A 12,797-nucleotide genomic window follows, 5' to 3' on the forward strand; every position below is an offset into this window, starting at 1 on the left:
AAATTATGACATGGAACAAGAAATGTTTAACCAACGCACCGATTTAAGTCAGCTTAACCAAGCGGTAGAGCAAATTAGGCAGCAATTGGGCAAAATAATTGTAGGGCAAACAGAAACAATTGATTTGTTGATTGCTGGTTTGCTAGCCAACGGACATTTGCTATTGGAAGGTGTACCAGGGGTTGCAAAAACTTTGAGTGCGAAATTGGTTGCTAAAAGCATTGCAGCCACATTTTCGCGTATTCAATTTACACCAGATTTAATGCCTTCTGATGTTTTAGGTACAGCGGTATTTAGTCCAAAAACTGCAGAATTTCAATTTAGGCAAGGACCAATTTTTGGAAACATCATTTTGGTAGATGAGATTAACCGTGCACCTGCAAAAACGCAATCGGCATTGTTTGAAGCAATGGAAGAACGCCAAGTTACAGTTGATGGAACGACCTACAAACTAGAGGAGCCTTTTATGGTGCTGGCAACACAAAATCCGGTAGAGCAGGAAGGAACTTACCGTTTGCCAGAAGCACAATTAGACCGTTTTCTGTTTAAGGTCGAAATTAAGTATCCTTCTTTAGAAGAAGAGATTGAGATTTTAACGCAGCAACACCAGCAAGATACGCAGCATCAGTTAGAGGAAATAAAACCCGTGTTAAGTATTGCACAAATTACTGCTTTAAGAGCAACAATAAAAGCATTGTTTGTTGAGCCTAAATTGTTGGCCTATGCAGCACAGATAGTTCACGAAACTCGGCAAAACAAAGCTTTGTATTTAGGTGCTTCGCCTAGGGCTTCTTTAGCGTTAATTAACAGTGCAAAAGCAATTGCAGCTATAGCTGGGAGAGATTTTGTAACACCAGATGATATCATTAAAGTAGCAACTCCTGTGTTGGCGCATAGAGTAATGCTTAGTCCAGAAAAAGAGATGGAAGGTTTAACCACCGCAGATATTATTAGCCAGATTATTAAGAAAATAGAGGTGCCGAGGTAGTTACTCTCGCAATGATGGCAATAGTGAATAATGAAAAAACTATTTAGAAAATTCTATACCAATCTGTTTCTCGAAAACAGACTTTTCATTGCACTGGGCGCTTGCTCGGCCTTGTTTCTTTTTGCCTTCTTTTTACCCATCTTGGGCGATATCCCCTACATCGCCTTTGGTGTTTTAGTACTATTGTTTTTGGTTGATATTTATTTGCTTCATTCTTCAAAAAAAGCAGTTTTTTTACGAAGAGATGTGCCAGAACGATTGAGTAACGGAGATGATAATGAACTGAAAATCTATCTTGAAAACTTCTATCCTTTCCAGGTATCGATAGGTATTATTGATGAAATTCCTTTCCAGTTCCAGAAACGTGATTTATGGTTTAATACCACGCTAAAGACAAAAGAGCAAAAAATCATCAATTACTTTTTACGCCCAACCAAACGTGGTGAGTATGACTTCGGTTTTACCAGATTGTTTGTGAAATCTCCATTGGGTTTGGTGAGTAGGAGGTTTAACATCGCTGGTGCGGGGATGGTGCCAGTTTATCCTTCTTTTTTGAAATTAAGAGAATACGAATTGATGGCCATTTCCAATCGTTTAACCGATGTTGGGATTAAGAAAATTCGAAGAGTAGGGCATAGCATGGAGTTTGATCAGGTGAAAAGCTACGTAGCTGGCGATGATTTTAGAACCATTAACTGGAAAGCTACTGCCCGTAGATCCGATTTGATGGTGAACACCTACACCGAAGAACGTTCGCAGCATATCTATTGCGTTATTGATAAATCGAGGGCGATGAAAATGCCTTTCGAAGGAATGAGTTTGTTAGATTATGCCATCAACGCCAGTTTAATTCTATCAAGTGTAGCTTTAATTAAGCAAGATAAAGCGGGGCTGATTACCATTGCCGAAAAAACGAAAAATGTAGTGCTGGCAGATAGAAGGCCGACGCAGCTGAACAAAATTATGGAAGTGCTCTACAAAGAGAAAACCCGTTATCTCGAAACAGATATGGAAGCGCTTTTTGTGAGTTTACGTTCGGCTTTAAAACAACGCAGTTTAGTGGTTTTCTTTACCAACTTCGAAAGCATGTCGGCACTAGAAAGACAGTTGCCTTACCTTAAACGTATTGCTAAATATCACTTGTTGTTGGTAGTGTTTTTCGAGAATACTACTTTGAGAACTTTAAGCGATGACGATGCGAAAGACGTAGAAGGCATTTACATTAAAACCATTGCCGAAAAGTTCGCTTATGAAAAGCGTCTGATGGTAAAGGAACTGACCAAGCATGGTATTTTAAGTTTGCTTACGGCACCGCAAAACCTAACGGTTAATGTGGTAAATAGATATTTGGCGATTAAAGCAAGGCAACAATTGTAGAGACACAAAATGTGGAGACGCAATATTTTGCGTCTTTACAAGACAGTTTATATCAATTCCAACATTTCTACCGCCTCGTCAATATTGGCTATATTATCAAAAGAGATACGCAAGCTATCTTTCACTTCCTTCAAATTACACAAACGTGGATGCAATTGAGCAAAAGCTAGAACTCTATTAAAGGTTTCCGAATCGAAAAACTTGGATTGCTTATCGCTCACAAAATAACCTCGCAACACATTCTTTTTATAACTCACTTTTTCGAAACCTAAACGCTTGGCAATCCATTGTAAACGAACAACTTTAAGCATGGCCAAAACTTGCGATGGCACGGGGCCAAAACGGTCTTTCATGCGCAACTCAAAAGCTGCAATTTGTTGTTCTGTTTCTAATTTAGAAATTTCGGTGTAAAGATTATATCGCTCGGTAATATTCGTTATGTAACTATCCGGAATGTGCATTTCTACATCGGTATCTACCTGCGTAAAACTTACATAAGGACGTTCAGGTTGGTCTTTAAACAAATCTTTAAACTCGTCATCCTTCAATTCCTGTATGGCTTCGTCCAAAATTTTGTTGTACATCTCAAAACCAATTTCCGCAATAAATCCACTTTGTTCGCCACCTAAAAGATTACCGCTACCGCGAATATCCAAATCACGCATAGCGATGTTGAAACCACTGCCCAAATCAGAAAACTCTTCGATAGCACTTAAACGTTTGCGGGCCTCATCCGTTAGGGTAGACAAAGGCAAACTCAATAAATAACAGAAAGCCTTTTTGTTAGAACGCCCCACACGACCACGCATTTGGTGCAAATCGCTTAAGCCAAACATGTGCGAATGGTTAATGATAATCGTATTGGCGTTCGGCACATCTAAACCTGTTTCGATAATAGTTGTAGCTACCAAAACATCCGTTTCTCCATTAATAAAATCCAGCATCACATCTTCCAGAGCATCACCCTCTAGTTGTCCGTGGGCAATACCAATTTTTGCTGTCGGAACTAAAGTTTGTATCAGTCCTGCTAACTGCTTTAAGTCTTGTACACGGTTATGCACAAAGAAAACCTGCCCGCCACGATCTAATTCAAATTGTACTGCTTCTTGTAGCAATTTATCGTTAAAAACATGTAACTCGGTAGTTACTGGTTGCCTGTTAGGTGGTGGTGTATTAATGATGGACAAATCTCTTGCGCCCATTAACGAGAAGTGCAGAGTACGTGGAATTGGTGTTGCGGTTAGTGTTAAAGTGTCGATACTTACCCGCAAAGCACGAAGTTTTTCTTTGGCTGCAACACCAAATTTCTGCTCTTCGTCAATTACCATTAAGCCAAGGTCTTTAAACTTTACATCCTTGCTTAATAAACGATGTGTACCGATAATAATGTCGATTTTCCCTTGCGCCAACTTCTCCAAACTTTCTTTAACCTGTTTCGAAGTTTTAAAACGATTGATATAATCTACCGTACAGGGGAAATCCTTTAATCTAGAAGAGAAAGTTTTGAAATGCTGTAGCGCTAAAATAGTAGTAGGAACCAAAATAGCTACTTGTTTTCCATTAGCCACCGCCTTAAAAGCCGCACGAAGCGCAACCTCGGTTTTACCAAAACCCACGTCTCCACAAACCAAGCGGTCCATAGGGTGGGGCGCTTCCATATCCCGTTTTACATCGGTGGTAGCTTTCATTTGATCTGGAGTATCCTCGTAAATAAACGAAGCTTCCAGTTCGGTATCTAAATAGCTATCGGGAGCGAAAGCCGTACCCACTTGTGCCTTACGCATGGCATAAAGCTTAATCAAGTCTCGGGCTATGTCCTTAACTTTTTTTTTAGTGCTTTTTTTTAGCTTGTCCCAGGCTTCGGTGCCCAGTTTGTTCATTTTTGGCGGTGTGCCATCCTTCCCGCTATATTTCGCAATGCGATTTAAGGAGTTGATGTTCACATAAAGCAAATCATTATCGGCGTATACCAAACGGATCATTTCCTGCATTTTTCCGTTAGTTTCTACTTTTTCTAGACCTGCATATTTGCCGATACCGTGGTCAATGTGGGTTACAAAATCACCAGGTTTTAAATCTCTCAGCTCTTTTAAAGTAATGGCCTGACTGCGCTGATAACCTTTTTTAAGTTGGTATTTATAGAAACGATCAAAAATTTGATGATCGGTATAAAAAGCTACTTTCTGTGTAAAATCTACAAAGCCTTCACGTAAAGGAACGTGAATTGGAATAAACTTAACGGTTTTATCAATATCGTCTAAAATGGCATATAAACGTTCAATCTGTTTAGCCGAATTACTGAAGATGAAATTGTTTACACCCTGTTTTTCGTTTTCCTTAAAATTATGGATGAGGAGATTGAAATCTTTGTTGAACGATGGCTGTGGTTTAGTATCAAAATTAAAAACTTGATCGGTTTCGTAAAAGAATTGCTTTCCAAATTCTACTAAGGTAAAATCATGAAATAAATCTCCTAACATTTTCTCATCAGAGAAAGCAAATTTTGGATCTAACCAATTTGGGTTTGCCTGTTTTTCTGCAGCTGAAAGTGCCTTCCAAAGTTCGGTTGCTTTTTTATATCCAGATTTAACAATATCGACTGTAAAAGCAACATCTTTAAACCATAATTGGGTATCTTTTTCAATATAATCTAGCAGGCTGATGTTGCTTTCGGTTAAAAACTTAGCTTGTACGTTTGGTACAATGGTTAGGTTTTTAACATCGTCTACAGAAAGCTGACTTTCAATTTCAAAAGTTCGGATTGTTTCTACTTCGTCTCCAAAAAACTCGATACGGTAAGGTAAATCGTGTGAGAACGAGAAGATATCTACAATACCACCGCGAATAGAGAACTGCCCAGGTTCATAAACAAATTCAGAACGTTCGAAATCGTATTCGAATAAAAATTCATTAATAAAATCGATGCCTAACTTGGCACCTACATTAATTTCTAAGGTATTTTTCTCTAATACGCTGCGGTCAATTACTTTTTCGGCAAGTGCTTCTGGGTAAGTAACTACAATTTGTCCGTATTCGCTTTGATGATTAAGCTCATTTAAGACTTCGGCACGAGCCAAAACATTAGAAGTGTCTACTTGTGTAAATTCGAAAGGCTTGCGGAACGATGAGGGAAAAAGCAAAATCTCCTTACCTAAAATGCTTTCTAAATCGGAAGAAAAATAAGCAGCTTCCTCACGGTTAGGCAATACAAAAAGTTGGGGTTTGTGCTGTAAAAAATAGGTGGTAAGCGCAATTACGGCATCAGAAGAACCTACCAATCCTTTGATCTGAGTTTTGCTTTTGCTGTTGTTCAGCGATTTTGCGATGGCAAGAACTCGTTGGTCGGTCTTAAATCTATTAATTAAATCTCTAACGTTCACTAGTCAAAGATACGGAATGTAATATTGTTCTATGGTTAAATTGTGAAATTGTTGGGATGATATTAGGCTTGACATTTAAACTTTTTCATCCTGTTAATTGAAGGCTGATAACTGTAAAGTGTCAATTGGTCGGTTTTTATTTCCCGTTTGTCGAATACGCTTTAAAAGAAGTAACAATAAACCTAATATTGCTTCTAATTAATAAACAACAAAGAAACGGTGATAAGCAAAGTTGGAAAATATGTAGAAATTGTTTTTTGGGTTTTGGCGCTAACGTTATTGGCCACCGCTAATCCTCACGAACATCATTTCACCTTATGCCCACTAGCAAATTTAGGTTTCGATTGGTGTCCGGGATGTGGTTTAGGTAGATCAATAACGGCCATCTTTAATGCTGATTTTTATGCAAGTTTTAGGCATCATTGGTTTGGCGTTCCAGCCTTGCTCATTATCCTTTACCGCATTTATCAGTTGGGTAAACAATTAATTATTAAACAAAGAAATTATTTAAAATATAAGGAGATTTAGCCATGTTCGATCAAAATTTTATGTCATTGCCAGGGATTAGCCCTCAAGAATATTCTTACTTACAATCTGCAACTCAAGGATTGAATGAGCAACAGTTACGCACTTTCTTAATGATTTACTCAGGAAAGCGTAAAAATCCAAGCGATATGCTGTTGTTCTGTATCATAGGTTTGTTCCTAGTACCAGGTCTGCAACGTTTCATCGTTGGACAAATAGGAATGGGTATCTTGTATTTCTTCACCATCGGTTTATGTTTCATCGGTTCAATTGTTGACATCGTAAACCACAAACAGTTAACCTTTGAATACAACCAGAAAATGGTTTTCGAAAGTATGCAAATGGTGAGAATGAGCAACTTTTAACCCCAACCCCTAAAGGGGAGAGTTATATTATACAACATACAAATATCAAATCCCTATGGGCTAAAAACCTGTAGGGATTTTTTGTTTTAAAATCATGTCTAAGGTTTTCTAAGGTGGTGAAAATTGTATCAAAACGTTTAAATCAGCTTAGGTACCTAAGCTCATTTTTTTGTTTGGTTTGATAAACATTAAGATATTAAAGATAATAAGAACTTAACTAAACTTAATTTCTTAATGTTTTATAATTGCGCATCAATTCATCAGTTAACCAATTTCAACAATTAACCTTATTTTTACCTCATGAAGCTATCCGAAATAACCAACTTCCTCGAAGCCTTAGCACCGCTTAACTACCAGGAAGATTATGACAATGCAGGGTTGATTGTGGGTCATCCGAACGATGAAATTCATGCGGCCCTAGTTTCTCTAGATTGTACTGAGCAAATTGTAGATGAGGCTATCGAAAAGAATTGCAATCTGATTATTTCCCATCATCCCATCGTGTTTAAGGGCTTGAAAAAACTGAATGGGAAAAATTATGTGGAGCGGACTGTTTTAAAAGCCATCAAAAATAACATCGCATTATATGCTATTCATACCAATTTAGATAGTGTGCACAATGGAGTAAACGCCGAAATTTGCAAACGATTAGGGGTAATAGATACAAAAACCTTAGTCCCAAAATCGGGTATTCTGAAGAAACTGGTTACCTTTTGCGAACATAAAGACGCGGAAAATCTACGTAATGCTTTGTTCAATGCGGGTGCAGGTAACATCAGTAATTACAATGAATGCAGTTTCAATTTAGAAGGGACTGGAACATTTAAAGGTAACGAGCAATCGAACCCCACTTTAGGTCAGCCTAATGTTCGCGAATATGCCAAAGAAACCCGTATCGAGGTGATCTTTAAAGCACAAGATGAACGTCAGATTTTAGCTGCAATGTTTCAAAACCATCCTTACGAAGAGGTGGCTTACGATATTTATGCATTAGAAAATAAATTGCAAAGTGTTGGATCTGGTATGATTGGCGAACTAGTCGAAGGTTTGGCAGGCCAAGATTTTCTTCGCTTGGTGAAGAACAATATGCAGGCAAAAGTGTTGAGACATACAAATATCCTCGATAGAGAAATAAAGAAAGTTGCAGTTTGTGGCGGCTCGGGTAGCTTTTTGCTAAAGAATGCTATTGCGGCAGGGGCCGATGCCTTTGTAACTGCCGATTTTAAATACCACGAATTTTTCGACGCCGAGGATAAAATCATGATTGTAGACATCGGACATTTTGAAAGTGAACAATTTACATCTAATTTGTTGATAGATAATATTCAAGAAAAATTTCCTAACTTTGCAATCCGTTTAACGGAGCATAACACAAACCCCATAAATTATTTCATTTAATGGAACAAACAGTAGAGCAAAAGCTAAAGGCTTTATACGAATTACAAAACTTACACACCAAAATTGATAAAATACGCCAAATTAGAGGCGAGTTGCCAATTGAGGTTGCCGATTTAGAAGATGAGGTAGCTGGTTTGGAAACCCGTATACAAAAGATAAAAGGAGAGTTGGATGATACGGAAGATGCAATTGTAAATCGTAAAAACATGATCAAAGAGGCTCAAACTTTGATTAAAAAATATGATGCGCAACTTAAAGATGTAAAGAATAACCGTGAGTACGATGCGTTGAATAAAGAAATTGAAATTCAAAACTTAGATATTCAGGTAAGCGAGAAAAAAATCAAAGAATTTGGTTTTGATATCAATAGCAAAACAGAAATTTTTGAAAAAGCGCAAAGCAACATCGACTTAAGAAAAGGCGATTTAGAAGCTAAGAAAACTGAATTAGAAACCATTACTGCTGAGACTGAAAAAGAAGAGCAAGAGTTGGTGAAAAAAGCAGAAAAAGCACAAGAAAATATCGAAGAGCGTTTGTTGTTTGCTTACAACAGGTTAAGAAAAAATGCGGTGAATGGTTTAGCTGTAGTAACCATCGAGAGAGATTCTTGTTCTGGTTGTTTCAACAAAATACCACCTCAACGTCAATTAGATATCCGTCAGCGTAAAAAAGTAATTGTTTGCGAGCACTGCGGACGTATCTTGGTTGATGAGGCTTTAACGCAAGAATTGGCTGAAGCTTAAGAGTACACAACCAACCAAATATAAAATTGAAAAACCCCGAAGTGATTCGGGGTTTTTTTATGACAAAATTTAATCGTTACCTATCGGAGCACTGAAAGAGCCATTTTCTACAGTAATTGTTTGCAGTGTGGTTAGTCCAGAGCCAATTACTAAAACTCCTGAGAATTTACCTTCTACATGAGTGTTATTCTGCTTGGTAATTTCTAACTCAAAAACATCGTTCCAAACGGTCTGCCTGCTAGCACTAAAGTTTTTTTGAACGTTTCCTTCCATAAAGTGGTAGGTGCTTAAGATAGAGAAGCGGGTATTGTCGTCTAAGGTGTATCTGCCAACAGGCACTCTGTTACCTTCTTCATTTATTACGGTAATGCTAAGTGCTTCGCCGCTGGCCGTTATGCCAGTAATTTCCAAGAAGGCTCCTCCCTCCATCCATCTGGCTCTAACATTGTTGAAAATGTGATCCTTTGAACCAATTTTGGCTTTCAAATGTACACCACCTTCATTATTGGTATCGTCATCGTCTTTACTGCAACCAGTAAAAGTTAAAGAGGTTATTGCCGCGACCAGTAACATTAGTAAAGGTCTTTTAAGCTGTTGTATCTGCATATTCTTCCGATTAAAGATTTCTAATTAAATAGTAAAACCTAAAACACTACTTTTGTTTTAATAAGACGAATTTTGCTGATGATTTATTGCCTTGGCAAACAATGTGTGTTGGTTAAGTGAAATTGAATGGCGCCAGAAATGTAGCCAACTCTAAAACAAGTCGGAAATAATTACGTTATATAGCTTTGCTTTTGCTAAATTTTAATATACCATTGAAAATACTTCGCCTACCATTTATATTCCTCATCACTTTACTGCCATTTGCGGCATCGGCCAATTTCGATTTTAATGCCAATTGTCTAAAAGCCTATCAAAGTATTTTCGAGCTCAAATTAAATACGGCAAAGGCCTTAATTGCAGCAGAGAAGAAAGCTCGTCCGCAAAATTCTATTGTACCGCTGTTAGAAAATTATGTAGATTATTTTTACTTGCTCACCAACGAAAGCAAGACAGAGTTCGATAGATTGGAAGCCAATAAATCTGCAAGGCTAGATCAAATTAGCAAAGATGACAAGAACTCGCCCTACTATTTATATGCGCAGGCCGAAATTAATCTACAATGGGCTTTGATTCGTTCTCGTTATGGTGCTTATTTTGCCGCTTCGAGAGAAATCAACAGAGCCAACAGTTTGCTGAAAGACAACCAAAAAAAATTCCCAAGTTTTCACTTAAATACCAAGGGTATAGGCTTAATTAACGTCGTAATTGGTGCACTGCCAGATGGTTTTATGAAATCAGCACTTTCTACCTTTGGCGTAAAAGGCGATGTGCAGACAGGCTTAAGTCAGTTGGATAAACTAGCAGATAATTTACCAAAATCAACCTACGAACCTTTCTACGAGGAAGTGATTTTCTATTATGCTTATATCCTTTCCGATGTTGCCAAACATCCACAAGCTTATGCTAAAACTATGAAGTATACGGCTCGTATCGCAGATAGTAGTTTGTTAAAGAGTTATATGCAAGCCTATGTTTGTGCACGTAATGGAAAAAATGATCAAGCTATAGAAATATTAGAAAGTCGCCCGAAGGGTAATGTTTACCAGCCATTTGCTTATCTAGATTACCTTTTGGGCGTAGTGCGTTTAAACAAACTCGACTTAAAGGCAACTGCAAATTTCGAGCATTTTTTACAAGTGAATAAGGGCATAAACTACATCAAAGATTCTTATCTGCATTTGGCTTGGGCTTCGCTGTTAAGTGGCGACAGTTCGGGTTACAATTCCTTCATCAGTAAAACAAAAAACGCCGGTGCTACCTACGCAGATAAAGATAAACAGGCGCTAAACGAAGCTAATTCACCTACACCCCACCTTGCTTTGTTAAAAGCAAGATTACTATACGATGGCGGATATCTTAACCGTGCATTAGAAGCCCTAAATGATCACAAAATAGACGATTTTAAATCTGCCAAAGATAAAGCTGAGTTTGCTTACCGACTTGGACGTGTAAACGACGATTTGGGTCGAGACGATGCTGCGCTTTCCAATTATCAAACGGCTATCAACTTGGGCAAGGGAACAAAGTACTATTATGCGCCAAAAGCTGCAGTATTGATGGGAAATATTTACGAAAAGAAGAAGAATTTCCCTAAAGCAAAAGCTTACTTTAACCTAGCGGTAGGCATGAAAGATCACGAATACAAAAATAGCATCGAAAACGAAGCTAAGCAGGGCTTGAAAAGAATAAGTGGATAGCTCATCGTTCACATGCGCTAAAGTTTGTTGAAAAGCAATTTCACAAGTTCTTCGCTTACAGCAGTCCCGCTTTCACTTCAAGTCCGCACTCGTTACACTCGCTTGCGTGCTTTTCGTTCAATCGGGTTTAGCTAACTCATTTGAGTGCTAATTACTCAGATTACCTTTAAGACTGCTAACCTGTCCAACTTTCCCGATCCAAACTGCGGTAATGTATTGCCTCCGCCAAATGTTCCATATCAATTTGCTCACTGCCGGCTAAATCGGCGATGGTGCGGGCTACTTTCAAAATTCTGTCATAGGCCCGGGCAGATAAGCCGAGTTTTTCCATCGCTTGCTTAATTAAACCCCTGCCCACCTCGTCTATCACACAAATTTTCCTCACCATGTTAGCGCTCATCTGTGCGTTGGCGTGTACACCTTCCATTTCTGTAAAGCGTTTGTCTTGTATTTCTCTTGCTTTAATTACCCGTCCCCTAATTGAACTGCTTTTTTCCGCAGGACGAGATGATGACAGTTCCGAAAAATTAACTGGCGTAACTTCTACATGCAAATCTATACGATCTAGCAATGGCCCAGATATTTTGCTCAGATACTTTTGTACTACTCCTGGTCCACAAACACAATCTTTCTCCGGGTGATTAAAGAAACCGCAAGGGCAAGGATTCATCGAAGCCACCAACATAAAACTAGCTGGATATTCTACTGAAAACTTAGCCCTCGAGATACTCACCTTTCTGTCCTCCAAAGGCTGTCGCATCACTTCTAGAACGGTGCGTTTAAACTCGGGCAGTTCATCCAAAAACAACACACCATTATGCGCCAAAGATATTTCTCCCGGTTGGGGATGCATGCCGCCGCCAACCAAAGCTACATCGCTAATCGTATGGTGCGGGTCGCGGTAAGGTCTTTCTGTCATCAATGCATTTGATGAAGATAAGCGACCTGCTACTGAATAAATTTTGGTGCTTTCTAATGCTTCGAGCAAGTTTAATGGTGGTAAAATGGTAGGTAACCTTTTGGCTAACATGGTCTTTCCTGCTCCTGGTGGGCCAATCAAAATCACATTGTGGCCGCCTGCAGCCGCAATCTCCAAAGCCCGCTTAATATTTTCCTGACCTTTTACGTCAGAAAAATCTTGCTCGTAACTGCTGATTTGCTTGTAAAACTCTTTCCTGGTATCTATTTGTACTGGCTGCGGAACATCTTTTCCTGCAAAAAAGTTGATGACATCTAATAAAGTTTCCATGCCGTAAACATCCAGATCGTTTACAATGCCAGCTTCGTTAGCATTCACATTTGGTAGTATTAGGCCTTTAAAACCTTCCTTTCTGGCTTGTATGGCAATAGGTAAGGCACCTTTAATGCTTTGCAAACCGCCATCGAGTGACAATTCACCCATAATCACGTAGTCGGCTATTTTATCTGCGTCAATTTGTCCTGAAGCCGCTAAAATCCCGATGGCAATGGTTAAATCGTAAGCCGATCCTTCCTTTCTAATATCGGCTGGAGCCAAATTAACGAGTATTTTTTGTCGGGGCATGTGATAACCCGATATACGAATGGCGCTTTCAACACGGTGCTGGCTTTCCTTAACGGCATTGTCTGGCAAACCCACCATGTAATAGCTACTGCCGGCGCCAATATTTACTTCAATGGTAATCGTAATAGCGTCCACGCCGTATACAGCGCTGCCATAGGTTTTTACTAACATAGGT

Annotated in this window: 10 protein-coding genes; 7 read left to right on the forward strand and 3 right to left on the reverse strand. The window is 38.8% G+C overall.

Annotated features, from left to right (window positions below; all coding sequences use genetic code 11):
- Nucleotides 1-10: 10 nt before the first annotated feature.
- The gene (locus AC23ME_RS03690; protein ID WP_487726393.1) at nucleotides 11-988 is read left to right on the forward strand and encodes an AAA family ATPase; all 978 of its coding nucleotides are present in this window, start codon (nucleotides 11-13) and stop codon (nucleotides 986-988) included.
- Nucleotides 989-1,018: 30 nt separating this feature from the next.
- Nucleotides 1,019-2,365, forward strand: a complete 1,347-nt coding sequence (locus tag AC23ME_RS03695; RefSeq protein ID WP_487726394.1) for a DUF58 domain-containing protein — start codon at nucleotides 1,019-1,021, stop codon at nucleotides 2,363-2,365.
- 47 nt (nucleotides 2,366-2,412) lie between these two features.
- On the opposite strand, the gene mfd is transcribed toward AC23ME_RS03695, so the two are convergent.
- Entirely contained in the window at nucleotides 2,413-5,745 is a 3,333-nt protein-coding gene (gene mfd, locus AC23ME_RS03700; RefSeq protein ID WP_487726395.1) for a transcription-repair coupling factor, read from the reverse strand.
- Between the two features lie 219 nt (nucleotides 5,746-5,964).
- On the opposite strand from mfd, the gene AC23ME_RS03705 reads away from it, so the two are divergent.
- The 4 genes from AC23ME_RS03705 (at nucleotide 5,965) to AC23ME_RS03720 (ending at nucleotide 8,776) form a co-directional block, all read left to right on the forward strand.
- Nucleotides 5,965-6,273, forward strand: a complete 309-nt coding sequence (locus AC23ME_RS03705) for a DUF2752 domain-containing protein (protein ID WP_487726396.1) — start codon at nucleotides 5,965-5,967, stop codon at nucleotides 6,271-6,273.
- 2 nt (nucleotides 6,274-6,275) lie between these two features.
- Entirely contained in the window at nucleotides 6,276-6,635 is a 360-nt protein-coding gene (locus AC23ME_RS03710) for an NINE protein (RefSeq protein ID WP_487726397.1), read from the forward strand.
- A gap of 300 nt (nucleotides 6,636-6,935) precedes the next feature.
- Nucleotides 6,936-8,033 carry a Nif3-like dinuclear metal center hexameric protein gene (locus AC23ME_RS03715; protein ID WP_487726398.1) on the forward strand — a complete coding sequence of 366 codons (1,098 nt, stop codon included), beginning with the start codon at nucleotides 6,936-6,938 and terminating at the stop codon, nucleotides 8,031-8,033.
- Nucleotides 8,033-8,776, forward strand: a complete 744-nt coding sequence (locus AC23ME_RS03720) for a zinc ribbon domain-containing protein (protein ID WP_487726399.1) — start codon at nucleotides 8,033-8,035, stop codon at nucleotides 8,774-8,776. The genes AC23ME_RS03715 and AC23ME_RS03720 overlap by 1 nt, the downstream gene beginning before the upstream one ends.
- 69 nt (nucleotides 8,777-8,845) lie before the next feature.
- On the opposite strand, the gene AC23ME_RS03725 is transcribed toward AC23ME_RS03720, so the two are convergent.
- The gene (locus tag AC23ME_RS03725) at nucleotides 8,846-9,382 is read right to left on the reverse strand and encodes a hypothetical protein (protein ID WP_487726400.1); all 537 of its coding nucleotides are present in this window, start codon (nucleotides 9,380-9,382) and stop codon (nucleotides 8,846-8,848) included.
- A gap of 212 nt (nucleotides 9,383-9,594) precedes the next feature.
- Here AC23ME_RS03725 and AC23ME_RS03730 point away from each other — a divergent pair, with 212 nt between their 5' ends.
- Nucleotides 9,595-11,079 (forward strand): tetratricopeptide repeat protein, encoded by a 1,485-nt coding sequence (locus AC23ME_RS03730; protein ID WP_487726401.1) that lies wholly within the window; start codon nucleotides 9,595-9,597, stop codon nucleotides 11,077-11,079.
- Nucleotides 11,080-11,254: 175 nt separating this feature from the next.
- On the opposite strand, the gene AC23ME_RS03735 is transcribed toward AC23ME_RS03730, so the two are convergent.
- Nucleotides 11,255-12,793, reverse strand: coding sequence for a YifB family Mg chelatase-like AAA ATPase (locus tag AC23ME_RS03735; protein ID WP_487726402.1), 1,539 nt, complete (start codon nucleotides 12,791-12,793; stop codon nucleotides 11,255-11,257).
- Nucleotides 12,794-12,797: the final 4 nt, after the last annotated feature.

It is taken from the genome of Pedobacter sp. T50_32 (genome assembly GCF_057652195.1).